This is a genomic window from Pseudomonas sp. AD21 (assembly GCF_002878485.1).
Taxonomy (GTDB): domain Bacteria; phylum Pseudomonadota; class Gammaproteobacteria; order Pseudomonadales; family Pseudomonadaceae; genus Aquipseudomonas.
In genome coordinates, this window is record NZ_NQYG01000020.1 from 1 (window position 1) to 26496 (window position 26496).

27 protein-coding genes and 1 pseudogene are annotated in these 26496 nt (G+C 59.8%); 18 read left to right on the plus strand and 10 right to left on the minus strand.

Annotation, left to right across the window (positions count from 1 at the left end; genetic code table 11):
• Nucleotides 1–99: 99 nt before the first annotated feature.
• Entirely contained in the window at nucleotides 100–345 is a 246-nt protein-coding gene (locus PseAD21_RS14380; protein WP_102356268.1) for a DUF1127 domain-containing protein, read from the minus strand.
• A gap of 179 nt (nucleotides 346–524) precedes the next feature.
• Between PseAD21_RS14380 and PseAD21_RS14385 the strand changes: the two genes are divergently transcribed.
• On the plus strand, nucleotides 525–1946 hold the full coding sequence (locus PseAD21_RS14385) for a PLP-dependent aminotransferase family protein (protein ID WP_102356269.1): 1422 nt from the start codon (nucleotides 525–527) through the stop codon (nucleotides 1944–1946).
• A 60-nt stretch (nucleotides 1947–2006) separates the two neighbouring features.
• The gene (locus tag PseAD21_RS14390) at nucleotides 2007–3575 is read left to right on the plus strand and encodes a phospholipase D family protein (protein WP_102356270.1); all 1569 of its coding nucleotides are present in this window, start codon (nucleotides 2007–2009) and stop codon (nucleotides 3573–3575) included.
• Nucleotides 3576–3695: 120 nt separating this feature from the next.
• Here the strand turns inward: PseAD21_RS14390 and PseAD21_RS14400 are convergent, their stop codons facing one another.
• Nucleotides 3696–4841 (minus strand): MFS transporter, encoded by a 1146-nt coding sequence (locus PseAD21_RS14400; protein WP_102356271.1) that lies wholly within the window; start codon nucleotides 4839–4841, stop codon nucleotides 3696–3698.
• Nucleotides 4842–5103: 262 nt separating this feature from the next.
• A complete protein-coding gene (locus tag PseAD21_RS14405; protein ID WP_102356272.1) occupies nucleotides 5104–6597 on the minus strand; it encodes an aldehyde dehydrogenase in 1494 nt (497 codons plus the stop codon).
• A gap of 234 nt (nucleotides 6598–6831) precedes the next feature.
• Here PseAD21_RS14405 and PseAD21_RS14410 point away from each other — a divergent pair, with 234 nt between their 5' ends.
• On the plus strand, nucleotides 6832–7194 hold the full coding sequence (locus tag PseAD21_RS14410; RefSeq protein WP_102356273.1) for a cupin domain-containing protein: 363 nt from the start codon (nucleotides 6832–6834) through the stop codon (nucleotides 7192–7194).
• Between the two features lie 181 nt (nucleotides 7195–7375).
• Here the strand turns inward: PseAD21_RS14410 and rpmG are convergent, their stop codons facing one another.
• On the minus strand, nucleotides 7376–7531 hold the full coding sequence (rpmG, locus tag PseAD21_RS14415; protein ID WP_003177274.1) for a 50S ribosomal protein L33: 156 nt from the start codon (nucleotides 7529–7531) through the stop codon (nucleotides 7376–7378).
• A gap of 11 nt (nucleotides 7532–7542) precedes the next feature.
• Nucleotides 7543–7776 (minus strand): 50S ribosomal protein L28, encoded by a 234-nt coding sequence (rpmB, locus tag PseAD21_RS14420; protein ID WP_007920377.1) that lies wholly within the window; start codon nucleotides 7774–7776, stop codon nucleotides 7543–7545.
• A gap of 445 nt (nucleotides 7777–8221) precedes the next feature.
• Here rpmB and PseAD21_RS14425 point away from each other — a divergent pair, with 445 nt between their 5' ends.
• On the plus strand, nucleotides 8222–9808 hold the full coding sequence (locus PseAD21_RS14425; RefSeq protein WP_102356274.1) for an ABC transporter substrate-binding protein: 1587 nt from the start codon (nucleotides 8222–8224) through the stop codon (nucleotides 9806–9808).
• A gap of 134 nt (nucleotides 9809–9942) precedes the next feature.
• Here PseAD21_RS14425 and radC read toward each other — a convergent pair whose 3' ends face one another.
• Nucleotides 9943–10617 (minus strand): DNA repair protein RadC, encoded by a 675-nt coding sequence (gene radC / locus PseAD21_RS14435; protein ID WP_102356275.1) that lies wholly within the window; start codon nucleotides 10615–10617, stop codon nucleotides 9943–9945.
• A 135-nt stretch (nucleotides 10618–10752) separates the two neighbouring features.
• On the opposite strand from radC, the gene coaBC reads away from it, so the two are divergent.
• The 7 genes and pseudogenes from coaBC to PseAD21_RS14470 all read left to right on the plus strand — a co-directional run bounded on the left by coaBC (nucleotide 10753) and on the right by PseAD21_RS14470 (nucleotide 16410).
• The gene (coaBC, locus tag PseAD21_RS14440) at nucleotides 10753–11961 is read left to right on the plus strand and encodes a bifunctional phosphopantothenoylcysteine decarboxylase/phosphopantothenate--cysteine ligase CoaBC (protein ID WP_095119812.1); all 1209 of its coding nucleotides are present in this window, start codon (nucleotides 10753–10755) and stop codon (nucleotides 11959–11961) included.
• Between the two features lie 5 nt (nucleotides 11962–11966).
• Nucleotides 11967–12422, plus strand: a complete 456-nt coding sequence (gene dut, locus PseAD21_RS14445) for a dUTP diphosphatase (protein ID WP_047596787.1) — start codon at nucleotides 11967–11969, stop codon at nucleotides 12420–12422.
• 266 nt (nucleotides 12423–12688) lie between these two features.
• Nucleotides 12689–14065, plus strand: a pseudogene (locus tag PseAD21_RS14450) (phosphomannomutase/phosphoglucomutase); the annotation flags it as partial.
• 17 nt (nucleotides 14066–14082) lie between these two features.
• Nucleotides 14083–14988 carry an acetylglutamate kinase gene (gene argB / locus PseAD21_RS14455; RefSeq protein ID WP_003229488.1) on the plus strand — a complete coding sequence of 302 codons (906 nt, stop codon included), beginning with the start codon at nucleotides 14083–14085 and terminating at the stop codon, nucleotides 14986–14988.
• Between the two features lie 200 nt (nucleotides 14989–15188).
• Nucleotides 15189–15449 carry a hypothetical protein gene (locus tag PseAD21_RS14460; RefSeq protein ID WP_102356277.1) on the plus strand — a complete coding sequence of 87 codons (261 nt, stop codon included), beginning with the start codon at nucleotides 15189–15191 and terminating at the stop codon, nucleotides 15447–15449.
• 18 nt (nucleotides 15450–15467) lie between these two features.
• On the plus strand, nucleotides 15468–16040 hold the full coding sequence (locus PseAD21_RS14465) for a hypothetical protein (RefSeq protein ID WP_102356278.1): 573 nt from the start codon (nucleotides 15468–15470) through the stop codon (nucleotides 16038–16040).
• On the plus strand, nucleotides 16027–16410 hold the full coding sequence (locus tag PseAD21_RS14470) for a hypothetical protein (RefSeq protein WP_102356279.1): 384 nt from the start codon (nucleotides 16027–16029) through the stop codon (nucleotides 16408–16410). Before PseAD21_RS14465 ends, PseAD21_RS14470 begins: the two co-directional genes overlap by 14 nt.
• A gap of 168 nt (nucleotides 16411–16578) precedes the next feature.
• Here the strand turns inward: PseAD21_RS14470 and pyrE are convergent, their stop codons facing one another.
• Nucleotides 16579–17223 (minus strand): orotate phosphoribosyltransferase, encoded by a 645-nt coding sequence (gene pyrE, locus PseAD21_RS14480; RefSeq protein WP_011336558.1) that lies wholly within the window; start codon nucleotides 17221–17223, stop codon nucleotides 16579–16581.
• An 82-nt stretch (nucleotides 17224–17305) separates the two neighbouring features.
• Here pyrE and PseAD21_RS14485 point away from each other — a divergent pair, with 82 nt between their 5' ends.
• Nucleotides 17306–18085 carry an exodeoxyribonuclease III gene (locus tag PseAD21_RS14485; protein ID WP_007920349.1) on the plus strand — a complete coding sequence of 260 codons (780 nt, stop codon included), beginning with the start codon at nucleotides 17306–17308 and terminating at the stop codon, nucleotides 18083–18085.
• Nucleotides 18086–18163: 78 nt separating this feature from the next.
• Here PseAD21_RS14485 and gltS read toward each other — a convergent pair whose 3' ends face one another.
• From gltS to rph, 3 genes are all read right to left on the minus strand, one after another.
• Nucleotides 18164–19372, minus strand: coding sequence for a sodium/glutamate symporter (gene gltS, locus PseAD21_RS14490; RefSeq protein WP_102356280.1), 1209 nt, complete (start codon nucleotides 19370–19372; stop codon nucleotides 18164–18166).
• A 390-nt stretch (nucleotides 19373–19762) separates the two neighbouring features.
• Nucleotides 19763–20131, minus strand: a complete 369-nt coding sequence (locus PseAD21_RS14495) for a DUF4870 domain-containing protein (RefSeq protein WP_003229492.1) — start codon at nucleotides 20129–20131, stop codon at nucleotides 19763–19765.
• A 29-nt stretch (nucleotides 20132–20160) separates the two neighbouring features.
• Nucleotides 20161–20883 carry a ribonuclease PH gene (gene rph / locus PseAD21_RS14500; RefSeq protein ID WP_064589819.1) on the minus strand — a complete coding sequence of 241 codons (723 nt, stop codon included), beginning with the start codon at nucleotides 20881–20883 and terminating at the stop codon, nucleotides 20161–20163.
• A gap of 270 nt (nucleotides 20884–21153) precedes the next feature.
• On the opposite strand from rph, the gene PseAD21_RS14505 reads away from it, so the two are divergent.
• The 6 genes from PseAD21_RS14505 (at nucleotide 21154) to PseAD21_RS14530 (ending at nucleotide 26457) form a co-directional block, all read left to right on the plus strand.
• Nucleotides 21154–22017, plus strand: a complete 864-nt coding sequence (locus PseAD21_RS14505; protein WP_102356281.1) for a YicC/YloC family endoribonuclease — start codon at nucleotides 21154–21156, stop codon at nucleotides 22015–22017.
• Nucleotides 22018–22027: 10 nt separating this feature from the next.
• Nucleotides 22028–22648, plus strand: coding sequence for a guanylate kinase (gene gmk, locus PseAD21_RS14510; protein ID WP_102356282.1), 621 nt, complete (start codon nucleotides 22028–22030; stop codon nucleotides 22646–22648).
• A 167-nt stretch (nucleotides 22649–22815) separates the two neighbouring features.
• Nucleotides 22816–23079 carry a DNA-directed RNA polymerase subunit omega gene (gene rpoZ, locus PseAD21_RS14515; protein WP_008030604.1) on the plus strand — a complete coding sequence of 88 codons (264 nt, stop codon included), beginning with the start codon at nucleotides 22816–22818 and terminating at the stop codon, nucleotides 23077–23079.
• 57 nt (nucleotides 23080–23136) lie between these two features.
• The gene (gene spoT / locus PseAD21_RS14520; protein WP_007962359.1) at nucleotides 23137–25242 is read left to right on the plus strand and encodes a bifunctional GTP diphosphokinase/guanosine-3',5'-bis pyrophosphate 3'-pyrophosphohydrolase; all 2106 of its coding nucleotides are present in this window, start codon (nucleotides 23137–23139) and stop codon (nucleotides 25240–25242) included.
• Nucleotides 25243–25266: 24 nt separating this feature from the next.
• Nucleotides 25267–25647 (plus strand): RidA family protein, encoded by a 381-nt coding sequence (locus tag PseAD21_RS14525; RefSeq protein WP_003229509.1) that lies wholly within the window; start codon nucleotides 25267–25269, stop codon nucleotides 25645–25647.
• 69 nt (nucleotides 25648–25716) lie between these two features.
• Entirely contained in the window at nucleotides 25717–26457 is a 741-nt protein-coding gene (locus PseAD21_RS14530; protein WP_102356283.1) for a hypothetical protein, read from the plus strand.
• Nucleotides 26458–26496: the final 39 nt, after the last annotated feature.

Here is a 26496-nt window from a genome sequence, read left to right on the forward strand (position 1 = left end):
CTCTGCGTGGGAATGCATCCAGTGACGCTCTGCGTCACAGCGGACGCGGAGCATCCGGGGCGGCGTTCCCACGCAGAGCGTGGGAACGATCGGTGGTTGTCAGATCCGCCAGAACGGCTTCAACCCCTCCTCCTGCGCCTGCTCGCGGGTCAGCCCGACATCCTTGAGCTGCTCCGGCGTCAGGTTCAGCAATGCCTTGCGCGTGTGCAGACGATGCCAGAACAGGCCCCAGCGACTCAGGCCGGACGGCGCGTTGCGCAACATCTCATTGCGCGCACCGTCCCTCTGCCCTGCCTCCAGTTCCTGACTGTGTAACGTCAGCCGCACATCGCTCAAGCCGTTCATTTTTGTCGCTCCTGTTTACTTGGGTAGCCAGAGATTCCATGATGCGCGGGTCAGTAAAAGCATTACAGATTCAACACATCTGTATTAACCCCATACAGATTTGCCGTACCTGAGACTGAATCACCGATTTTTGCCGCATCTGTACTGGTTTAACGAATCACCTGCATCGAGGCAGTCCCATGACCCTGTATGTGAACCTCGCCGAGCTGCTCGGCACCCGCATCGAACAAGGCTTCTACCGTCCTGGCGATCGCCTGCCTTCGGTGCGCGCCTTGAGCGTAGAACACGGTGTCAGCCTGAGCACGGTGCAGCAGGCCTATCGCATGCTCGAAGACAGCGGCCTGGCAACGCCGAAACCCAAGTCCGGCTACTTCGTGCCGGTCGGTCGCGAGCTGCCGGAGCTGCCTGCTGTCGGGCGTCCGGCGCAGCGGCCGGTGGAGATTTCGCAGTGGGATCAGGTGCTGGAACTGATTCGCGCGGTGCCGCGCAAGGACGTGGTGCAACTGGGTCGCGGCATGCCCGATGTGACCACGCCAACCATGAAACCGCTGCTGCGCGGACTGGCGCGAATCAGCCGTCGCCAGGACATGCCCGGCCTGTATTACGACAACATCCACGGCACCCTTGAGCTGCGCGAACAGATCGCCCGACTGATGCTCGATTCCGGCTGCCAGTTGAGCGCCAGCGACCTGGTCATCACCACCGGTTGCCATGAAGCGCTGTCCACCAGCATCCACGCGATCTGCGAGCCGGGCGACATTGTCGCGGTCGATTCGCCAAGCTTTCACGGCGCCATGCAAACGTTGAAAGGCCTCGGCATGAAAGCCTTGGAAATTCCTACCGACCCTCTCACTGGCATCAGTCTCGAAGCGCTGGAACTGGCGCTGGAGCAATGGCCGATCAAGGTCATTCAACTCACCCCGAATTGCAATAACCCGCTCGGCTACATCATGCCGGAGTCGCGAAAACGCGCCCTGCTCAACCTAGCGCAGCGCTACGACGTGGCGATTATCGAAGACGACGTGTATGGCGAACTGGCCTACACCTACCCGCGTCCACGCACGATCAAATCCTTCGACGAAGATGGCCGCGTGCTGCTGTGCAGTTCGTTTTCCAAGACCCTGGCGCCGGGGCTGCGCATCGGTTGGGTCGCGCCGGGACGTTATCTGGAGCGGGTGCTGCACATGAAATACATCAGCACCGGCTCCACCGCGCCGCAGCCGCAGATTGCCATTGCCGAATTTCTCAAAGGTGGCTACTTCGAACCGCATTTGCGGCGGATGCGCACTCAATACCAGCGCAATCGCGACGCAATGATCGACTGGGTCACGCGTTATTTCCCGGCCGGCACCCGCGCCAGCCGCCCTCAGGGCAGCTTCATGCTGTGGGTCGAATTGCCCGAAGGTTTCGATACGCTGAAGCTCAATCGCGCCCTGCATGATCAAGGCGTACAGATTGCCGTCGGCAGCATCTTTTCCGCCTCGGGCAAGTACCGCAATTGTCTGCGGATGAACTACGCTGCCAAACCGACACCGCAGATCGAAGAGGCGGTGCGCAAGGTCGGTGCAGCCGCAAGCAAACTGCTGGCCGAAGCCGACTGACCTTTTTCGAGTGATCAGCGTCCATATGCCGACCTTTGCCGCCGACCGGAATGATCCTACGTGAGCCTCAGACAGCCCCTACTCGCTTTGCTGATGCTCGCCTCGCTCCTGAGCGGCTGCGCCAGCCTCGACGTCCCGCGCGAGCCCAGCCAGGCCCTGCCGGCGTCGGGCTCCAGCTTCGGCCGCTCGATCCAGGCCCAGGCCGCGCCCTATCAGGGCCGTTCCGGTTTTCGCCTGCTGTCCAACAGCACCGAGGCATTCACCGCCCGCGCCGAGCTGATCCGCAACGCGCAAACCAGCCTCGACTTGCAGTACTACATCGTCCATGACGGCGTCAGCACGCGGATGCTTGTGGAGGAACTGCTCAAGGCCGCTGACCGTGGCGTGCGTGTGCGCATCCTGCTCGACGACACCACCAGCGACGGCCTCGACACGATTATCGCCACGCTGGCGGCGCATCCACAGATCCAGATCCGCCTGTTCAACCCGCTGCACCTGGGCCGCAGCACTGGCGTGACCCGCGCCGCCGGGCGTTTGTTCAACCTGTCGCTGCAACACCGGCGCATGCATAACAAACTGTTCCTGGCGGACAACAGCGTGGCCATCGTTGGCGGGCGCAATCTGGGCGATGAGTATTTCGATGCCGAGCCGAACCTGAATTTCACCGATATCGACATGCTCAGCGTGGGACCTGTGGCCGAACAGCTCGGACACAGTTTCGACCAGTACTGGAACAGCGCGCTGAGCAAGCCGATCGACGAATTCCTCTCCAGCAAACCGACCGCCAAGGACTTGCAGAACACCCGCACGCGCCTGGAAGAGTCGCTGGATGAAACCCGCAAACAGAATCACGCGCTGTATCAACAGCTGATGACGTTCAAGACCGCCCCGCGCATGGACATCTGGCGCAAGGAACTGATCTGGGCCTGGAACCAGGCCCTATGGGATGCGCCGAGCAAGGTGCTGGCCAAGGACGAGCCGGACCCGCAGTTGCTGCTGACCACGCAACTGGCGCCAGAGCTCAAGGGCGTCAGCAAAGAGCTGATCATGATCTCGGCCTACTTCGTCCCTGGCCAGCCGGGGCTGGTGTACCTGACCGGGCGCGCCAACGTCGGAGTCTCGGTGAGCCTGCTGACCAATTCCCTGGAAGCCACCGATGTGCCGGCGGTGCACGGCGGTTATGCGCCGTACCGCAAGGCGCTGCTGGAGCATGGGGTGAAGCTGTATGAACTGCGCCGGCAGCCTGGGGATAACAACGGCAGCGGGCCACACCTGTTTTACAGCAAGTCGTTTCGAGGTTCGGATTCCAGCCTGCACAGCAAGGCGATGATTTTCGACCGGCAGAAAGCGTTTATCGGCTCGTTCAACTTCGACCCGCGTTCGGTGCTGTGGAACACCGAAGTCGGGGTCCTGGTCGACAGCCCGGAACTGGCCGAGCACGTGCGCGAACTGGCCCTGCAAGGCATGGCGCCAGCGCTGAGTTATCAGGCGCAACTGCAGGATGGCAAGATCGTCTGGGTGACCGAGGACAACGGCCAGCGGCACACGCTGACCAAGGAACCGGGGAGCTGGTGGCGGCGCTTCAATGCGTGGCTCAGTACCTCAGTCGGCCTTGAGCGGATGCTGTAATCGCATTTGTGTGCGGTCCCTTGTGGGAGCGGGCTTGCTCGCGAATGCGGTTTCACATTCAACTAATGTGCTGACTGACACACCGCTTTCGCGAGCAAGCCCGCTCCCACAGGGAAGTATTCAAGCAGGCTGTGGCTCGGTACCGAATGCACCTTGGCGCATCAGCAAAATCACCAACCCGAATGCCCCGACCGCCATCAACAACGGCAACGCATGCCCGTTGATCCACTGACTGCCCGCCCCTGCCATCAAAGGCCCGATCAGACACCCCACACCCCACAACTGCGCAATGTGCGCATTGGCTCGCACCAGCGCATCGTCGCGATAACGCTCGCCGATCAGGATCAGTGACAAGGTGAACAACCCGCCGGCGCTGGCACCGAACAATACCCACAACGGCCAGATCAGCAGCGTATCGATCAGCATTGGAATCGCCAGGCTCGACAGCATCAGGATCACGGCGCAGCCGGTGAACAATGTGCGCCGCGACAGGTAGTCCGCCAACGCACCGATCGGCAGTTGCAGCAGCGCATCGCCCACCACCACGGTGCTGACCATTGCCAACGCGATCTCGGCGGTGAAGCCCTGCTGCAGGCAATACACCGGCAGCAACGTCAGGATCATCGCTTCGAACGCGGCGAACAACGAAACCGCCCAGGCAATCGCTGGCAACTCGCGAGCAAAACCCCATAGATCGCCAAAGGTCACGCTGCTGGCTTCACTGCTCGGCGCACCGCTGCGGCCCATCAACAGAAAAGGCGAGACGGTCAGCAGAGCGACCCCGACCCAGAACCCATAATCGTGCTCAGTGCCGAGCGCGCCCAGCAGCAACGGACCAGACAGTTGGCTCAACGCGTAACTGCTGCCATACAGAGCGACCAGCCGCCCGCGCCAGTTCTCCACCACCAGTTGGTTGATCCAGCTCTCGCCGAGGATGAACACGATGGTCAGGATCACCCCGATCATCAGACGCAGCACCAGCCAGACCGGATAACTCGGCAACAGCGCCAGCAGGCCGATCGATAGCGCCCCGGCCCACAGGCATAGACGCATGAGGTTGGCCGTGCCGAAACGCGCCGCCAGATGGCTGGAAATCTTCGCCCCCAGCAACACGCCAATCGCCGGCATCGCCGCCATCACACCGATGGCGAAAGAACCGTAACCCCAGCCCTCCAGGCGCAACGACACCAGCGGCATGCTGACCCCCAGGGCCAGACCGACACTCAAGACAGACGCCAACACGGCGAAATACGTCGCCCAACGCATGGTCCACGCTCCTGTGGATATTCTTCTGTGCACCACAAAACCAAATGTGGGAGCAAACCTTTGTGGTGAGGGGATTTATCCCCGATCGGCTGCGCAGCAGTCGCAAAACCTGTACATGCGGTGTATCTGCAAATCCGCATTGTCCGGTTCTGGGGCCGCTGCGCTGCCCATCGGGGATAAATCCCCTCACCACAGAGACTTGCTCCCACAGGGATCTCTGTATGGTTCGGGAGCCTGAACGAGCCAGGCTCCCTTCAACGGCTTACAGCTTGATCCACGTCGCCTTCAGCTCGGTGTACTTGTCGAACGCGTGCAGCGACTTGTCGCGACCGTTGCCCGATTGCTTGAAGCCGCCGAATGGCGCGGTCATGTCGCCACCGTCGTACTGGTTGACCCACACGCTGCCGGCGCGCAGTGCCTTGGCGGTCAGGTGCGCCTTGGAAATGTCCTGGGTCCATACCGCAGCGGCCAGGCCATACGGCGTGTCGTTGGCGATCTGGATCGCTTCTTCGGCAGTGTCGAACGCAATGACCGACAGCACCGGGCCGAAGATCTCTTCCTGGGCGATCTTCATCGCGTTGCTCACGCCGTCGAAAATCGTTGGCTCAACGTAAGTGCCACCGGTTTCCTGCAGGATGCGCTTGCCGCCGGCCACCAGTTTGGCGCCGTCGGTATGGCCGGATTCGATGTACGACAGCACGGTATTCATCTGCTGCGTATCCACCAGTGCACCGACGTTGGTCGCCGGATCCAGCGGGTTGCCCGGCTTCCAGGCTTTCAGCGCCTCGATCACCATCGGCAGGAATTTGTCCTTGATCGAACGCTCGACCAGCAGACGCGAACCGGCGGTGCAGACTTCGCCCTGGTTGAAGGCGATGGCACTGGCGGCGGACTCGGCAGCGGCTTGCAGGTCCGGCGCATCGGCAAACACGATGTTCGGGCTCTTGCCACCGGCTTCCAGCCACACGCGTTTCATGTTCGATTCGCCGGCGTAGATCATCAGTTGCTTGGCGATCTTGGTCGAGCCGGTAAACACCAGGGTGTCGACGTCGTTGTGCAGGGCCAGCGCCTTGCCAACGGTGTGGCCGTAACCCGGCAGCACGTTGAGCACGCCTTTTGGAATACCGGCTTCAACGGCCAGCGCGGCGATGCGGATGGCAGTCAGCGGGGATTTTTCCGATGGCTTGAGGATCACCGAGTTACCGGTGGACAGCGCAGGCCCCAATTTCCAGCAGGCCATCATCAGCGGGAAGTTCCACGGCACGATGGCGCCGACAACGCCGACCGGCTCGCGGGTCACCAGACCCAGTTGATCGTGCGGCGTGGCGGCGACTTCGTCGTAGATCTTGTCGATTGCCTCGCCGCTCCAGCTCAGCGCTTGCGCCGCGCCCGGCACGTCGATGTACAGCGAGTCACTGATCGGCTTGCCCATGTCGAGGGTTTCGAGCAGCGCCAACTCCTCGGCGTGCTGCTTGAGCAGGCCGGCGAAACGGATCATGGTGGCTTTGCGCTTGGTCGGCGCCAGGCGCGACCAGACACCGGAATTGAACGTGGCGCGGGCGTTTTCCACGGCGCGCTGGGCGTCGGCGGCATCACAGCTGGCAATCTTGCCCAGCAGACGGCCATCGACCGGGCTGATGCACTCGAAGGTTTCGCCGGAGACGGCGTCGGTGTATTCGCCATTGAGGTAGGCGCGGCCTTCGATCTTCAGGTCGCGGGCGCGTTGTTCCCAATCGGCACGAGTCAGGGTGGTCATTCGAGTGTCCTCCTCTTGTTGAATAGAGCGCCGCGTTGTTCGCGGTCGTCTTCAGGAATGCTGCCTGGCCAGCCTGCTTTTCGGCCCAAGGCACCCGCCACCCTAAACCAGCGACCGGGGTTGTTTCAATATATTTGACATAAGCGCGCCATACGGCCTTGCGGTGTTCATTTTAATAAACATAGACTTTGGCCCTTTCAAGCCAACGCGCCGTCATCACGGGAGAAAACAACAATGAACATCCAGAACGTCGTCGACATCAGCCTGACCAGCAGCGAAGCCGAACGCTATCGCCCGGACCCGGCCAAAGTGCTCAAAGGTGACCCTGAACAAGCGGTGTTCCATCAATACGAAAGCCCTTGTGGGCAAATGGGCGTTGGCGTGTGGGAAGGCGCGGTTGGTCAATGGACAGTGAATTACACCGAGCATGAATATTGCGAAATTCTGCAGGGGGTCTCGGTGCTGCGTGACAGCGATGGCAATGCCAAGACCTTGCGTGTTGGCGACCGCTTTGTGATTCCGGCAGGGTTCCGTGGCACCTGGGAAGTGCTGGAGGCTTGCCGCAAGGTCTATGTGATCTTTGAACAGGAGGCTTGAGGATTTTCGCTGGCTGATCCGGCCCTATCGCGAGCAGGCTCACTCCTACAGGTGAGCGCATTCCACGGTAGGAGTGAGCTTGCTCGCGAAGGGGCCCGACCGGACAGCACAGAAATCCAAGGCAACAAAAAAGGCCCGTATCGTGAGATACGGGCCTTTTTCGTAAGTCGGGAAAAATCAATTACTTGATTTTGCCTTCCTTGTAGATCACGTGCTTGCGAACAACCGGATCATATTTCTTGATCTCGATTTTGTCCGGGGTAGTACGCTTGTTCTTGTCGGTAGTGTAGAAGTGACCAGTACCGGCGCTCGAGATCAAACGAATCAATTCACGCATGATTAGCTCCCTTAAATCTTGCCATCGCGGCGAAGTTCGGCGAGCACGACAGTGATGCCACGCTTGTCGATGATACGCATGCCTTTGGCAGATACGCGCAGACGCACAAAACGTTTCTCTTCTTCAACCCAGAAGCGGTGATGCTGCAGGTTCGGCAGGAAACGACGACGGGTTTTGTTGTTTGCGTGGGAAATGTTATTCCCGGTTACCGGACCCTTACCGGTAACTTGACATACTCTCGACATGCCTCAGCCCTCTAAAACCACATGCCCAACCCGGCATGGGTTGGCCGCTTAATCTCTCAGTCATTTGGCGCCAGGCGCCGCGTTTCTTTAGAGGTCTTACCGGCTACACCTACAGTGAAGGAACCGGGCCCCTAGAAAAGAGCGCTGCTTTATACCAGAAAGACCGGGGTGCAACAACAATGGATGTGCAATCAACCGGTAAAAAGGCACATTTTCCGGCTGCAGGGGCTTTGGATAAAGGCTGCCGCGAGTTTTGACCACTCGTCGAAGAAAACCGCTCTCAAGGGTGTTTCCGACTTTTCGCCACGCACCGCGGTCTGAAAAAAGCCCCTGCCCTGCCCCAAAAATGCAAAAAGGGGATAGTCATTTGCAATCCCGCCCTCTAGGGTAACCCTTTTCCAGACTGCACCTGCAGATGGCCTTCGATCTGTAAAGGAAGCCGACCATGCGCCTCGCTGCCCTACCCCTGTTGCTCGCTCCGCTTCTGCTGAGCCCCCTGGCCCAGGCTGCCGCCCTGAGCGTCTGCACCGAGGCCAGCCCTGAAGGGTTCGATGTGGTGCAATACAACTCACTGACCACCACCAACGCTTCGGCCGACGTGCTGATGAACAGTCTGGTGGAGTTCGACACCGCCAGCGGCAAAGTCGTGCCAAGCCTGGCCGATAGCTGGGAAGTCAGCACCGACGGCCTGACTTATGTGTTCAAGCTGCACCCGCAGGTGAAGTTTCACAGCACTGACTATTTCAAGCCGACCCGCACCCTGAGCGCCGAAGACGTCAAGTTCAGCTTCGACCGCATGCTCGACCCGGCCAACCCTTGGCACAAGGTGGCGCAAAGCGGCTTCCCGCACGCCCAGTCCATGCAGTTGCCGGCACTGATCAAGAAAATCGACGCACTCGACCCGCTGACCGTGCGCTTTACCCTCGACCATCCGGATTCGACGTTCCTGGCGACCCTGAGCATGGGCTTCGCTTCCATTTATTCCGCCGAATACGCCGACAAGCTGCTCAAGGCCGACGCGACTGACAAACTCAACAGCCAGCCGATCGGCACCGGTCCGTTCGTCTTCACGCGCTTCCAGAAAGACGCCTCGGTTCGTTACAAGGCCAACCCGGACTACTTTGGCGGCAAGCCGGCGGTCGACCCGCTGATCTTCGCCATCACCCCGGACGCCAACGTGCGCCTGCAAAAGCTGCGGCGCAACGAGTGCCAGATCGCCCTCTCGCCGAAACCGCTGGATGTGCAAGCAGCACAGCAAGAGCCGACGCTGAAAGTGGAAAAGACTGACGCCTTCATGACCGCCTTCGTCGGCATCAACAGCCAGCACCCACCGCTGGACAAGCCGGAAGTGCGCCAGGCGATCAACCTTGCCTTCGACAAGGCCAACTACGTCAAAGCCGTGTTCGAAAATACCGCAGAACCGGCCAATGGCCCTTACCCGCCGAACACCTGGAGCTACGCAAAGAACCTGCCGGGCTATCCACACGACGTGGCAAAAGCCAAGGCGTTGATGGCCAAGGCCGGACTCAAGGACGGGTTTCAGACCACCATCTGGACCCGCCCGTCCGGCAGCCTGCTCAACCCGAACCCGAGCCTCGGCGCTCAGCTCTTGCAATCGGATCTGGCGGAAATCGGTATTCAGGCGGAAATCCGCGTGATCGAGTGGGGCGAGCTGATTCGCCGCGCCAAGGCCGGCGAGCATGACCTGTTGTTCATGGGCTGGGCCGGCGACAACGGTGATCCGGACAACTTCCTCACGCCACAGTTTTCCTGCGCGGCGATCAAGTCAGGCACCAACTTCGCGCGGTACTGCAATGCCGATCTGGACAAGCTGATCAGTGCCGGCAAGACCACCAGCGAACAAGGTGTACGGACCAAGCTGTATGAGCAGGCACAGGCGCAGATTCAGCAGCAGGCGTTGTGGCTGCCGCTGGCGCACCCGACCGCTTATGCGTTGACGCGCAAGGACGTGCAGGGTTACTCGGTGAGCCCGTTCGGTCGCCAGGACTACTCCAGGGTCAACCTGAAATAACCCTCTACAACACACCCCCCTGTGGGAGCGGGCTTGCTCGCGAATGCGTCGGATCAGCCAACATTTTTAGCGACTGACCCACCGCCTTCGCGAGCAAGCCCGCTCCCACAGGGGTTAGCGTTTGGTCTTGAAAGCTACATCCAGCCACACTCTGCCATCGACAGCGGCTCCCCGTCACCAATGATGAAGTGATCCAGAACCCGCACATCAATCAGCTCCAGCGCCTTTTGCAGACGCTTGGTCAGCAGCCGGTCCGCCTGACTCGGCTCAGGGTTTCCCGATGGATGGTTGTGACACAGGATCAGCGCAGCAGCGTTGTTCGCCAGCGCGCGTTTGACCACTTGTCGAGGATGGACGCTGGTGTTGTCGATCGAGCCGCGAAACAGCGCTTCAAAATTCAGCACCTGGTGCTTGGAGTCCAGAAATAGACATCCAAATACCTCATGTGGCTCATGCCGCAGCATCGCCTTGAGGTAATCGCGAACTACCTGGGGATTCTCCAGCGCCGGTTTCTTGCGCATGCGCTCGGCCAAATGCCGCCGGCCCATCTCCAGCACCGCTTGCAGCTGGGCGTACTTCGCCGGCCCCAGACCGAGTTGCTCGCTGAATGCCGAAAGATCGGCTTCGAGCAAAACCCGCAGGCTGCCGAACTGGCTCAAAAGATGTCGCGCCAGATCCACAGCGCTTTTGCCGGAGACCCCGGTACGCAGAAAAATCGCCAATAATTCGGCATCGGAAAGGCTTCCCGAGCCCTGTTCAAGTAGCTTCTCCCGCGGCCGTTCCGCCGCAGGCCAATCGCGAATACTCATACACATTCCTTGTCTGTGGGCGCCGCTGTTCCGTAGCGGTCGCTGTGATATCGTAGCCCATCTTTTTTGCGGGCGAATTCACCCTGGGGAGGGGGTTTCGCCACGTATGTCACCCACGAAATGAAAGGCAGACCTATGCAGCGGCTGTATCGGAAACGCATCGTTCTGGGCGTCGGCGGCGGCATCGCGGCCTACAAGAGCGCTGATCTGGTTCGTCGCCTGATCGACCAGGGCGCCGAAGTGCGCGTGGTAATGACCCATGGCGGCGCCGAGTTCATCACCCCGCTGACCATGCAGGCCCTGTCCGGCCACCCTGTGCACCTCGACCTGCTCGACCCGGCCGCCGAAGCCGCGATGGGCCACATCGAGCTGGCCAAGTGGGCCGATCTGGTGCTGATCGCCCCGGCCACCGCCGACCTGCTCGCGCGTCTGGCGCAAGGCATCGCCAACGATTTGCTGACCACCCTGGTGCTGGCCACCGACGCGGTAGTGGCCGTCGCCCCGGCGATGAACCAGGCGATGTGGCGCGATCCGGCGACCCAGGCCAACCTGCAACTCCTGGAAAGCCGTGGCCTGAAGACTTTCGGCCCGGCCTCAGGCAGCCAGGCCTGTGGCGACGTCGGCATGGGCCGCATGATGGAAGCCACCGATCTGGCGCAATGCGCGGCGGACTGCTTCCAGCGTCAGGCACTGACCGGTAAACACGTGGTGATCACCGCCGGCCCGACCCAGGAAAACATCGACCCGGTGCGCTACATCACCAACCACAGCTCCGGAAAAATGGGCTTTGCCCTCGCTGAAGCCGCGGTAGAGGCCGGCGCCCGCGTCACGCTGATCAGCGGTCCGGTGCACCTGCCGACGCCGGATCGCGTTACGCGCATCGATGTGGTCAGCGCCCGCGACATGCTCGCGGCCTGTGAATCGGCGATCCCGTGCGACGTGTTCATCGCCTCGGCAGCGGTGGCGGACTACCGTCCGGAAGTCGTTGCCCCGCAAAAACTCAAGAAAGATCCTACGAGCGGCGACGGCTTCGTCCTGCAAATGGTGCGTAACCCGGACATCCTGGCCACCATCGCGACCCGTCCCGACCGTCCGTTCAGTGTCGGCTTTGCCGCTGAGACCGAACACTTGCTCGACTACGCTGCACGCAAGCTGAAGGACAAGAATCTCGATTTGATCGTCGCCAACGACGTCGCTAACCCGAGCATCGGTTTCAACAGCGAAGAAAACGCCTGCAGCGTGATTGACCGTGCGCTACACGCCACGGTTTTCGCCCAGACCAGCAAGAGCAAGATCGCTCGCCAACTGGTCACTTTTATCGCCGAACGTCTGAACCAGGTTTAATTTACATGCACGCTTTGCAAGCCAAGATCCTCGACCCACGCATCGGTACTGAATTCCCGCTGCCGCAATACGCAACGCCAGGCTCCGCCGGCCTCGACCTGCGCGCCATGCTGGAACAGGACATCGTGATCAAGCCGGGTGAAACCGTGCTGATCCCTACCGGTCTGTCGGTCTACATCGGCGACCCGAACCTTGCCGCGCTGATCCTGCCGCGCTCGGGCATGGGCCATAAGCACGGCATCGTGCTGGGCAACCTCGTCGGTTTGATCGACTCCGATTACCAGGGCCCGCTGATGGTGTCCTGCTGGAACCGCGGCCAGAACGACTTCACCATGACCGTCGGCGAACGTCTGGCGCAACTGGTGCTGGTACCGGTGGTGCAGGCGCACTTCGAAATGGTTGAAGAGTTCGTTGAAACCGAACGCGGCGCGGGCGGCTTCGGCCATACCGGCACCAAGTAACCGGATAGAAATCATTGTGGTGAGGGGATTTATCCTCTCATCACAAAAAATGCGCTACATCGGCAGCAGGTTTTAGCACCGAAAATCAAGGTTTTGCCGGCCGAAAGCCACGCCAGACAAGGCGTCATGGCCCTTTCATACCACGAACTCTGCGTGGAAAACGCCGTCATACCCTTCAGTTTGAGCCTACCGCCGAGTGAATCGTCGGTCTGTCCCGCCACTTTCGAGATGGAGCATTTGTGCAGATGAGCACCCCAGCCAAGATCGCCCCGAAGCTGCCCGACAGCATCTTCCGCGCCTATGACATTCGCGGCACCGTGCCGGAATTCCTCAATGCCGAAACCGCTTACTGGATCGGCCGCGCCATCGGCTCGCAGAGCCTGGCCCAGGGTGAGCCGAACGTGTCGGTCGGCCGTGACGGCCGTTTGTCCGGCCCGGAGCTGGTGGCCGAACTGATCCGCGGTATCGCCGAAAGCGGCTGCCACGTCAGCGACGTCGGCCTGGTACCGACTCCGGCGCTGTACTACGCGGCCAACGTGCTGGCCGGCAAGTCGGGGGTGATGCTCACCGGCAGCCATAACCCGTCGAACTACAACGGCTTCAAGATCGTGATCGCTGGCGACACCCTCGCCAACGAACAGATCCAGGTGCTGCACGAGCGCATCAAGACCAATGACCTGACCAGCGGTCAGGGCCGCGTCACCCAGGTCGAGATCCTCGACCGCTACACCACCGAAATCGTTCAGGACGTCAAACTGGCCCGACGTATGAAAGTCGTGGTCGACTGCGGCAACGGCGCAGCCGGCGTGATCGCCCCGCAACTGATCGAAGCATTGAACTGCGAAGTCATCCCGCTGTTCTGCGAAGTCGACGGCAACTTCCCCAACCATCACCCGGACCCGGGCAAGCCTGAAAACCTCGTCGACCTGATCGCCAAGGTCAAGGAAACCAACGCCGATATCGGCCTCGCCTTCGATGGCGACGGTGACCGTGTCGGCGTGGTGACCAACACCGGCAGCATCGTCTACCCGGACCGCCTGCTCATGCTGTTCGCCCGCGACGTGGTGGCGCGCAACCCGGACGCGGAAATCATCTTCGATGTCAAATGCACCCGCCGCCTGGTGCCGCTGATCAAGGAGTACGGCGGTCGCCCGCTAATGTGGAAGACCGGTCATTCGTTGATCAAAAAGAAAATGAAACAATCCGGTGCTCTATTGGCCGGTGAAATGAGCGGGCACATCTTCTTCAAGGAGCGCTGGTTCGGTTTCGACGATGGCATCTACAGCGCTGCACGGCTGCTGGAGATCCTCAGCAAGGAAAAATCCACCGCGGAAGAGCTGTTTGCGACCTTCCCGAACGATATTTCTACACCGGAAATCAATATCCATGTGACCGAAGAGAGCAAATTCAGCATCATTGATGCACTGCACGACGCACAGTGGGGCGCAGGCGCTGACCTGACCACCATCGACGGCGTGCGAGTCGATTACGCCAAAGGCTGGGGCCTGGTGCGCGCGTCCAACACCACACCGGTGCTGGTGCTGCGCTTCGAGGCCGATGACGAGGCTGAGTTACAGCGCATCAAAGACGTGTTCCACGCCCAACTGAAACGCGTTGCACCTGATCTCCAACTACCGTTCTGATCCACCCGGAGCCCTGAATGACCCTCGAACGCGAAGCCGCCGCCCATACCGCCCAGGTCCTGTCCGAAGCGTTGCCTTACATCCGACGTTATGTCGGCAAGACCCTGGTGATCAAATACGGCGGCAACGCGATGGAAAGCGAGGAGCTGAAAACCGGCTTCGCCCGCGACATCGTCTTGATGAAAGCCGTGGGCATCAACCCGGTGGTCGTGCACGGTGGCGGCCCGCAGATCGGTGATCTGCTCAAGCGCCTGTCGATCGAAAGCCACTTCGTCGACGGCATGCGCGTCACCGATGCGGCGACCATGGACGTCGTCGAAATGGTCTTGGGCGGTCAGGTCAACAAAAGCATCGTCAACCTGATCAACCGTCACGGCGGCAGCGCCATCGGTCTGACCGGTAAAGACGCCGGGCTGATTCGCGCGAAGAAACTGACCGTCACCCGCCAGACCCCGGAGATGACCCAGCCGGAAATCATCGACATCGGTCAGGTGGGCGAAGTGGTCGGGATCAACACCGAACTGCTGAACCTGCTGGTCAAAGGCAACTTCATCCCGGTGATCGCGCCAATCGGCGTCGGTGAAAACGGCGAGTCGTACAACATCAACGCTGACCTGGTCGCCGGCAAGGTTGCCGAAGCGCTGAAAGCCGAAAAGCTGATGCTGCTGACCAACATCGCCGGCCTGATGGACAAGTCGGGCACGGTCCTGACCGGCCTGAGCACCCAGCAGGTCGACGACCTGATCGCCGACGGCACCATCTACGGCGGCATGCTGCCGAAGATCCGCTGCGCGCTGGAAGCGGTTCAGGGCGGTGTCGGCAGCTCGCTGATCATCGACGGTCGTGTGCCGAACGCGATCCTCCTGGAAATCTTCACCGACACCGGTGTGGGCACGCTGATCAGCAATCGCAAGCGTCCCTGATCGCTGAAACCTAAAAAGATCGCAGGCTACGGCAGCGCCCAAGCGGAACTTCATTTGTATGAATTCCCTGTAGGCACTGACGAAGCCTGCGATCTTTTTTGTGCGAGCAAGAAACGTCCGACGCCATTCAGAGAAACGCCCGACATTCCCTCAGAACAAATCTCCCTAGGATCTTCCCCTAATCCAACGGAGATCTACCCATGCAAAAAGACTACGTTCCCTACGGCAGCGATGTTTCTCCTGGCACTTATGAGTGCGTTGATTGCGGCCATCAGTATTCCAATCAAGCCAAAACCTCGATGCCGCCCTGCCCGCAGTTTCGCAAGACAGCGCACGTCCTGAACGGCTGGAAGATCCTCACCGGACAAGGTGACGCGGGCAACGATCCTTATCCACAAAAAACCGATAAGCCTTCCGGCATCAAAAGAGCCGAAGCCATCACCCCCTCGCGCAAAAAATGACTTCGGAGCGATTGAGCCATGCAGATCTCGTTCACGATCGACGCCGAGGCTTTCGAACTGGAACAAAAGGAACCGGTCAAGAAAACCTTGCGCATAGGCGACGCGGAAATCACCCATGCCCTGCAGCGAATCGCCAAGGCCAGCCTGACCGAATACCTGAAAATGCTGGTCGAAGGCGGCATGCCCAGCCGGGCCGATGAGGCCAAGCAGGATCGTCTGCTCTATCTGATTCAAAGCTATTTCGGGCAAACACTGCCGACCGAATCGCAGATCTCGACGATCTTCCAGCTCACCCAGAGCCAAAGCAAAACCCTGCTGAAAAACACCGTGTCGCGCTTTCGCAATCAACTCGACGACATCCTTCAGCACAGCATGCGTGCCGTGATCGAGACGGCCGAACACGCGCAAACCGTGTTTCTGGTGGTCATCAGCTCGGACGTGATCCGCGATGAGCTGAACATGCTGATCACTCAGAACGAGCCGACCTTCAAACCCATCACCAAGCGCAAAGGCAGCGCCGGACAGTTCGAGATCAGCGAGGATAGCCACGCATTACTGTGTGCGACGCTGGGACTCAATGCCGTTCGGTGACATCGTCGCGGTCAGTGGCTTGCTGCTGACCCTGACCACTTTTCTGTTCAATCTGGCGTGGCCGACACTCAGTGAAGCGTTGGCGCTGGATGAATACCAGTCGGGCCCACAGAATCGCAGGCGCAGTCGAGAGAAGGTCAAGGATGCTTTTTACTGGCGTGCGCTGCCGCTGACGTGCGCTTTTACGGCGTTGTTTTACGTCAACCTGCCGAGTGCGCTGGGGATTATCCGCAGCAGCACGCTGGATCTGTGGAATTTCGATGTTGATCGCACGCTGTATGTGATGGTGGTTCTGGCGTTGCTGGCTTTTGCACTGATCAATGCAAGCCTGACCCTGAAACTGATCAGAAAATGGCGAAACCTGCGCTGACCGAAAACAAAAAGACCCCGCACAGCCTGGCTGAGCGGGGTCTTTTTATTACCGCATATCCCATGTGGGAGCGGGCTTGCTCGCGAATGCGTCGTGTCAGTCGACATCAATGCTGAATGAACATCTGCATTCGCGAGCAAGCCCGCTCCGACAAAAAGCTGACCGCAGTCAGACGCCGAACTGGGCGCGGTAGGCTTCTACAGCGGGCAGGTGTTGCTTGAGCTGCGGGTCGTCAGCGAGAAATTCCAGTACCTGATTCAGCGAAACAATGCTGATCACCGGAATACCGAAATCGCGTTCGACTTCCTGGATCGCCGACAACTCGCCGTTGCCACGCTCCTGACGGTTCAAGGCGATCAGCACGCCGGCAGCCTTGGCGCCGTCCTGGGAAGCGATGATCTGCATCACTTCACGGATCGCGGTGCCGGCGGTGATCACGTCGTCGATGATCAGTACATCGCCGGTCAACGGCGCGCCGACCAGGCTGCCGCCCTCGCCGTGAGCTTTGGCTTCCTTGCGGTTGAAGCACCAAGGCAGGTCACGGTTGTGGTGTTCGGCCAGCGCCACGGCAGTGGTCGCCGCCAGCGGGATGCCTTTGTAGGCTGGGCCAAACAGCACGTCGAAGGGAATACCGCTTTCGGCAATGGCAGCAGCGTAGAAACGCCCCAACTGCGCCAGGGCCGAACCTGAGTTGAACAGGCCAGCGTTGAAGAAGTAGGGACTGGTGCGCCCGGACTTCAGGGTGAACTCACCGAAGCGCAAAACGCCGCGATCGATGGCAAAACGAATGAAATCGCGCTGATACGCTTGCATGAAAAAAACCCCAAATACCACGGATTTAGCTAATTAGCTTGACGCCGTGTATCATACACGCACGCGATTTTTGGGGCCATTTATGCGGATCATCAGTGTGAACGTCAATGGTATTCAGGCTGCAGTCGAGCGTGGTTTGCTCAGTTGGCTGCAGGCTCAGAATGCCGACGTCATCTGCCTGCAGGACACCCGTGCCTCCGCCTTTGAACTGGATGACCCAGCCTTCCAACTGGACGGCTACTTCCTTTATGCCTGCGATGCTGAAGTCCCTGCCCAAGGTGGCGTGGCTTTGTATTCGCGGTTGCAACCGAAGGCTGTCATCAGCGGTCTCGGTTTCGAGACGGCCGACCGCTACGGGCGCTACCTGCAAGCAGATTTCGACAAAGTCAGTATTGCCACCTTGCTGCTCCCTTCGGGGATGAACGGCGATGAGGACTTGAACCAGAAGTTCAAGCTCATGGACGACTTCGGCAAGTACCTGGACAAACAGCGGCGCAAACGTCGCGAGTACATTTATTGTGGCTCGCTGTACGTCGCGCAGCAGAAGCTCGACATCAAAAACTGGCGCGACAGCCAGCAATCCCCGGGCTTCCTGGCGCCAGAACGCGCCTGGATGGACGAGATTGTCGGCAACATGGGTTATGTCGATGCGCTGCGTGAAGTCAGCCGCGAAGGCGACCAGTACAGCTGGTGGCCGGACAACGAACAGGCCGAGATGCTTAATCTCGGCTGGCGCTTCGACTACCAGATCCTGACCCCGGGCCTGCGGCGCTTCGTGCGCAGTGCACGCCTGCCGCGTCAGCCTCGGTTCTCGCAGCACGCGCCGCTGATCGTCGACTACGACTGGACGCTGACCATCTAAGCGTCGATTCGTCGTTAAAAAATGCCCGTATCTCGCGATACGGGCATTTTTTATGCCGTGCCTGAAGCAGCCCAAACCTCAGACGGCGACAAAAAACGGCAAGGCCAGGTAAAGCTTGATGACGATCACGTTGATGATGTCGATGAAGAATGCACCGACCATCGGCACAACCAGAAACGCAATCTGCGAAGGCCCGAAACGCTGCGTCACCGCCTGCATGTTGGCGATGGCCGTTGGTGTCGCACCCAACCCAAAGCCGCAATGCCCTGCCGCCAGGACCGCCGCGTCGTAGTTACTGCCCATCACTCTGAATGTCACGAAAATCGCAAACAGCGCCATGACCAACGTTTGCGCAGCCAGGATGATGAATATCGGCAGTGCCAACGCTGCCAGATCCCAGAGCTTGAGAGACATCAAGGCAATTGCCAGAAACAGCGACAGGCTGACATTGCCCAGCACCGACACTTCACGCTCGAATACCTGATACAGGCCCAGCGCCGATAGCCCATTACGTAGCACCACTCCCACGAACAAAACGCAGACAAACGTCGGCAACTCGAATGCGGTTCCGTGCAGAAAACCATTCAGAAGATTGCCTGCCAATAAACTGACCGCAATCAGAGCCAGTGTCTCGATAAACGAAAAGGGCGTAATCGAACGCTCTTTGTTCGGCTGCTCAAAACCCTTTGGCATCCGTGGCGTTTCTTGAAACTGGCAACCCGGCACCTCAACACGCTTGATGAGCAGGCGAGCCACCGGCCCACCAATCAAACCACCCAGAACCAGGCCGAAGGTCGCCGACGCAATTGCAAGCTCGGAGGCCGAAGCGAGGCCGTACTTTTCACTGAATACCGTGCCCCATGCCGCACCCGTACCGTGACCGCCCGCAAGCGTGATCGAACCCGTCAAGAGCCCCATTAACGGATCAAGACCCAACGTTTTGGCAAGGCCAATGCCCAACGCGTTCTGAACCACTAGAAGCCCGGTAACCGCCAGTAGAAATATGCCGACTACGCGACCACCCTTTTTCAGGTTGGCAAAGTCTGCGCTCAAACCGATTGTGGCAAAGAATGCCAACATCAAAGGCGTTTGCAGTGAAGTATCGAATCTGATTTCTATATCAAAAGTTCGCAACATCAATAAACCCAGCGCAACCACGAGTCCACCGGCGACGGGTTCAGGGATATTGTAATTACGCAGAAAACCGACTCGTGCAATAAGTCCGCGCCCCAGTAAAAGCACCAGAGAGGCGGCCACGAGCGTTCCATAAAAATCGAGCTGGATCATTGGGGGTATTCTTGGCTATGTATTCATCAGGCGCACTTTTTACCCGCGCACGCCTATTGAATCGGCTGATTGTCTCAACACTGATTGATTTGGAATTCAAGGACCTTCGATGGCTTGAATATATCGAGATATTTCTGAAGCAACGTGGCGCGGAGCAACCTTAACAATCGCCAAGTCCTGTTGCCAAGGACTGAGCTCGCGTTAAAGCATTGCAGTTGTGACTAAAAGTGTAAGAGTTAAATATATAAAAAATATCGACTACCGTTTGTCGCAGATAGAACTGCTCCTACACGAAAGAGTAATTACTCGAGTTGCAAAAACACAAATGCCCTGACAAGTCAGGGCATTTGTATTAAAACTTTGCGAGTCACGGAGACCTTGCATTGATCATTATTTGATCAGTCGCCAGGTGAACGGATAACGGTAGGGAAAGCCTTCGTTCGCCTTCACCCCGGCAATGATCGTCAGCACCAGCGCGCCGATGGCCAGCAACCCCAGCAGGAAGAAGCCGATGATCAACACCATCAGCAGCAGACAGATCGCTGCAGCAATCGCCACGGTGATCTGAAAGTTCAGCGCTTCCTTGCCCTGGGCATCGATGAACGGATCGGTTTCGCGCTTCATCTGCCACAGGATCAACGGCCCGATCAGGTTACCGAACGGGATCCAGATCCCCAGCAAGGCGGACAAGTGACAAAACATCGCCCATTGACGAACCTCCTGGCTCGGTTTGGGCAGCAACTCTTGCTCATCACTCATCGCGTCCTCCTTGCGGGTTACGAACCTGCTCAGTCGGCCAGTGCCGCTTGTTGCAGTTCGAAGATTTCGTTCATGCCTTTCTTGGCCAGTTCCAGCATGGCGTTCAGCTCTTCAGGCTGGAACGGCGCGCCTTCGGCGGTGCCCTGGACCTCGATGAAGCCACCGGTGCTGGTCATCACCACGTTGAGGTCGGTCTCGGCGGCGGAATCTTCAAGATAGTCCAGATCCAGCACCGGTTCGCCCTGATACATGCCGACCGATACCGCGCCGATCATCTGCTTGAGCGGGTCGCCGCCTTTCAGGCCGCCGCGCTTCTTGATCACTTTCAGTGCATCGACCAGTGCCACCATGGCGCCGGTGATCGACGCAGTACGGGTGCCGCCGTCAGCCTGGATCACGTCGCAGTCGACGTACAGGGTCACGTCGCCCAGCTTGGACATGTCCAGCGCGGCACGCAGGGAACGGCCGATCAGACGCTGGATTTCCAGGGTACGGCCGCCCTGCTTGCCACGGCTGGCTTCACGCTGGTTACGCTCGCCAGTGGCGCGCGGCAGCATGCCGTATTCGGCGGTCAACCAGCCTTGGCCCTGGCCTTTGAGGAAACGCGGCACGCCGTTTTCGACGCTGACGGTGCAGATGACTTTGGTATCACCGAATTCGACCAGTACGGATCCCTCGGCGTGTTTGGTGTAGTTGCGGGTAATGCGGATCGAGCGGAGCTGATCGGCAGCGCGACCACTTGGACGTTTCATAGGGAATACCTGTACTGGGGACGGAAAACTGCCGAGCATTATAGAGCGCTGCACCGTGCCTGGGCACGGGTTAAAAACTCCGGCCGTCGACCCAAGGCCCTGAAACGCGCATAACCGACGGCCTGCAGCCCTTTGTCACACCGTGTGTTTGGGCGCATCCGCCGCACTGCGCTACAATCCTGCGCCTTTGCTGCCAGTCGGCTTAAATTCATTGATATCGAGCCTGCGGAACATCCCTTCTGCGCCGATCTGTATTGCGAGGTCACCGCCATGGTGCACAGCATGACCGCCTTCGCCCGCGTCGAGAAAGCCGGCGTCCAGGGCACCCTGAGTTGGGAGCTGCGCTCGGTCAACAGCCGCTATCTGGAACCGCACCTGCGCCTGCCGGAGTCGTTCCGCGACCTCGAAGGCGCCGTGCGTGAAGCGCTGCGCCAGGGCCTGTCGCGGGGCAAACTGGAATGCACCCTGCGCTTTACCGAAGAAAGCACCGGCAAGCCGCTGCAAGTCGACCGTGAGCGCGCTGCACAACTGGTTGCCGCAGCCGAAACCGTTGCCGGCCTGATCAAGAACCCGGCGGCGCTGAACCCACTGGAAGTGCTGGCCTGGCCTGGCGTGCTGGTGGCCGACGCGACCGATCCGCAAGCACTGAACGCCGAGGCCCTGGCACTGTTCAATCAGGGCCTCAAGGAGCTCAAGGCCGGCCGCGAGCGCGAAGGCGCGGAGCTGGCTCGCCTGATCAACGAGCGCCTGACCTCGATTGAAGAAGACGTCGTGACCCTGCGCGAACTGGTTCCACAGATGCTCGCGACCCAGCGCCAGAAAGTCCTCGACCGCTTCACCGACATGAAGGCCGAGCTGGACCCGCAGCGCCTGGAGCAGGAAATGGTCATGCTCGCGCAAAAGAGCGATGTGGCCGAAGAACTGGATCGCCTGAGTACCCACATCATCGAAGTTCGCCGGGTACTCAAATCCGGAGGTGCCGCCGGGCGGCGCCTGGACTTCCTGATGCAAGAGCTCAACCGCGAAGCCAACACACTGGGCTCCAAGGCCTTCGACCCGCGCAGCACCCAAGCCGCCGTCAACCTCAAGGTGTTGATCGAGCAGATGCGCGAACAAGTGCAGAATATTGAGTAAGGCAACAGACATGACCCACAGCACCGGCACCCTGTACATCATTTCCGCCCCATCGGGCGCAGGCAAGAGCAGCCTGGTCAAGGCGTTGACCGACACCAACCCGGAAATCCGCGTCTCGATTTCCCACACCACCCGCGCCATGCGTCCGGGCGAAGTGGACGGCGTGAACTATCACTTCGTGACCCGCGAAGCCTTTGTGAAAATGGGCGAACACGGTGACTTCCTCGAACGCGCCGAGGTCTTCGGCAACTTTTACGGCACCTCGCAAAGCCACCTGCAGCAAACCCTGGACGAAGGTCACGACCTGATCCTGGAAATCGACTGGCAAGGCGCCGAGCAAGTGCGCAAGTTGATGCCGCAGGCCCGCTCGGTCTTCATTCTGCCGCCGTCGCTGCAGGCCCTGCACCAGCGCCTGACCAACCGCGGTCAGGACAGCGACGAGATCATCGACGGTCGGATGCGCGAAGCGGTCAGCGAGATGAGTCACTATGTCGAGTACGACTACCTGATCATCAACGACGATTTCGCCCACGCACTGGACGATCTGAAGGCAATTTTCCGCGCCAATCAGCTGCAACAGAAACGCCAGCAAGTGCGTTTCGGCAAATTGCTGGCCGAATTGCTCGGTTAATCAGCACTTCCCAAAACCGCTGCAAGCGCTTTACATTGGTGCTTGCAGCGCGTTGAAGGGTCTGGTCAAAAAATCAGCGCTTCCCTAATCGCTGGTGATTTTTTAAACTGTTGAGTCCGCTCGCCCAACCGGGCAGCGCGCATATTGCATTCGCTCCGAGGAATACCATGGCCCGCGTAACCGTTGAAGACTGCCTAGAACACGTGGAAAACCGCTTTGAGCTGGTCATGCTCTCTACCAAGCGTGCCCGTCAACTGGCCACCGGCGGCAAAGAGCCACTGGTCCAGTGGGAAAACGACAAGCCTACCGTTGTCGCCCTGCGTGAAATCGCTGAAGGCCTGATGAGCTACGAGTTCATCGCCGAGCAGGAAATCGTCCAGGATGAACCGCTCTTCGCTGCTTTCGAGGACGAGTCCAACGAGGCCGTCTAAGCCTATGCCTGGTCGACGTAGCACGGCGCGGGAACACAGCCTACGGCAGGAGTCATCATGCCGAGCATAGACGCCCTCGCCGATCGCTTATCGACCTACCTCGGCAACGACCAGGTCAACCTGGTCCGCCGAGCGTATTTCTACGCCGAACAAGCCCATGACGGTCAGCGCCGTCGCAGCGGCGAGGCGTACGTCACGCATCCTCTTGCCGTGGCCAATATTCTTGCCGACATGCACATGGACCATCAGAGCCTGATGGCCGCGATGCTGCATGACGTGATCGAAGACACCGGTATCGCCAAGGAAGCGCTGCAAGCGCAGTTCGGTGAAACCGTGGCCGAACTGGTCGACGGGGTCAGTAAACTGACCCAGATGAACTTCGAGACCAAGGCCGAAGCCCAGGCTGAAAACTTCCAGAAAATGGCCATGGCCATGGCACGCGACATTCGCGTGATCCTGGTCAAACTCGCCGACCGCCTGCACAACATGCGCACACTGGAAGTGCTGTCCGGGGAAAAACGCCGCCGGATCGCCAAGGAAACGCTCGAGATCTACGCGCCCATCGCCAACCGCCTGGGCATGCACGCGATTCGTATCGAATTCGAAGACCTCGGTTTCAAGGCGATGCACCCGATGCGTTCCGCGCGGATCTACCAGGCGGTCAAGCGCGCCCGGGGCAATCGCAAGGAAATCGTCAACAAGATCGAAGAATCCCTCGGCCACTGCCTCGCCATCGACGGCATCCAGGGCGAAGTCAGCGGCCGCCAGAAACACCTCTACGGCATCTACAAGAAAATGCGCGGCAAGCGCCGGGCCTTCAACGAGATCATGGACGTCTATGCGTTCCGGATCATCGTCGACAAGGTCGATACCTGCTACCGCGTGCTGGGTGCTGTACATAATTTGTACAAACCGTTGCCGGGGCGCTTCAAGGATTACATCGCGATCCCCAAGGCCAACGGCTATCAATCGCTGCACACCACGCTGTTCGGCATGCACGGTGTACCGATCGAGATTCAGATCCGTACCCGCGAAATGGAAGAGATGGCCAACAACGGCATCGCCGCCCATTGGCTGTACAAGTCCAGCGGTGACGAACAGCCGAAAGGCACCCATGCCCGCGCCCGCCAGTGGGTCAAAGGCGTGCTGGAAATGCAGCAACGTGCCGGTAACTCGCTGGAATTCATCGAGAGCGTGAAGATCGACCTGTTCCCGGACGAGGTCTACGTGTTCACGCCCAAAGGCCGGATCATGGAGCTGCCCAAAGGCTCCACGGCGGTCGACTTTGCCTACGCGGTGCACACCGACGTCGGCAACAGCTGCATCGCCTGCCGGATCAACCGCCGTCTCGCGCCGCTGTCCGAGCCGCTGCAAAGCGGCTCCACGGTCGAGATCGTCAGTGCACCCGGTGCGCGGCCGAACCCGGCGTGGCTCAACTTCGTGGTCACCGGCAAGGCACGTACGCACATCCGCCACGCGCTGAAACTGCAACGTCGTTCCGAATCCATCAGCCTCGGCGAACGCCTGCTGAACAAAGTGCTCAACGGTTTCGACAGCGCGCTGGAGAAGATTCCGGCCGAGCGCGTCAAGGCGATGCTCAGCGAATACCGCCTGGAACTGATCGAAGACCTGCTCGAAGACATTGGCCTGGGCAACCGCATGGCCTATGTCGTGGCGCGTCGACTGCTCGGTGAAGGCGAACAGCTGCCAAGTCCGGAAGGCCCGCTGGCGATTCGCGGCACTGAAGGCCTGGTCCTGAGCTACGCCAAGTGCTGCACGCCGATCCCGGGCGACCCGATTGTCGGGCACCTGTCGGCCGGCAAAGGCATGGTCGTGCACCTGGACAACTGCCGCAACATCAGCGAAATCCGCCACAACCCGGAAAAATGCATCCAGCTCTCGTGGGCCAAGGATGTCACCGGCGAATTCAACGTCGAACTGCGCGTCGAACTGGAACACCAGCGTGGCCTGATCGCCCTGCTGGCCAGCAGCGTCAACGCAGCCGACGGCAATATCGAGAAAATCAGCATGGACGAGCGCGATGGTCGCATCAGCGTCGTCCAACTGGTGGTCAGCGTCCACGACCGTGTGCACCTGGCCCGCGTGATCAAGAAACTGCGCGCCCTGACCGGGGTCATCCGCATCACCCGCATGCGTGCATAACTCAACCATTACAAGGAGTCATACATGACCAAGACTGTTATCACCAGCGACAAGGCCCCAGCTGCCATCGGCACCTACTCCCAGGCGATCAAGGCCGGCAACACCGTCTACATGTCGGGTCAGATTCCTCTGGACCCAAAGACCATGGAGCTGGTTGAAGGCTTCGAAGCCCAGACCGTCCAGGTGTTCGAGAACCTGAAAGCCGTCGCCGAAGCGGCCGGTGGTTCGTTCAAGGACATCGTCAAGCTGAACATCTTCCTCACCGACCTGAGCCACTTCGCCAAGGTCAACGAGATCATGGGCAAATACTTCGACCAGCCTTACCCGGCCCGCGCCGCCATCGGCGTTGCCGCGCTGCCAAAAGGCTCGCAAGTCGAAATGGATGCCATCCTGGTCATCGAGTGATGCGCACGGCGCGGCCCTCAACCGCCGCGCCGACTGCTCTGCAAGAAAAGGTTTTGAAAGGATTCCACCATGCGCAAAGCGCTAGCTCTCCCGCTGCTCGCCATTTTCCTCGGCGGCTGCGCCAGCAACCCTGCCGACCATGACATCAGCGGCACCTGGATCAATCAGGTGGCGATCGATGCTGCTGCCAAGGGCGGCCCCCTGCGCGAAGCGCTTCAGGCCTATGGCCCGAATCTGGAGTGGGACGTCAACACCAAGGCCGGTCAGGCCCGCTACACCAACGGTTTCGAGAACGTCGAAGGACGGCTGCAGGGCGAACAGTCCGGCGCCTGGAAAGTCGACTTCTATGGCAGCTCCGGCAGCGAGCTGAAACGCGACGGCGGCCAGATGAAACAGGCCGCCAGCGAGAACGAACCCGACCAGTTGTTCGATCGTGCGCAAATCCCTGTGCCGGAAGGCGCGCCGATTGGTGCCAGCTTCGAACGCGCGCTGTATTCGGCCTACCTGGGCGGCAGCTGGAAGATCGCCAGCGGCGACGGCGAAGGCAACACCGTGCAATTCCAGGCTGACGGCCAGGTCTCCGGCCTGCCCGGTGCTGACCGCTACGCCCTGTGCCTGGCAGGCGACTGCGCCTCGATGAACAGCGACCACGACAGCATGTGGCTGCAACTCAACGGCCAAGGCAACAACTGGATCTTTGCCCGCAAAGGCAAAGCCCTGGAGATTTTCCAGGCGGTGAACAGCGCACTGGCAGACGAGATGCCGCAGTTCACCCCGGGTGAGCGCAAGTGGTTGCTCGAGAAGCAGTAAGCATCCCCGAGAGCAACACATTACCCTGTAGGAGTGAGC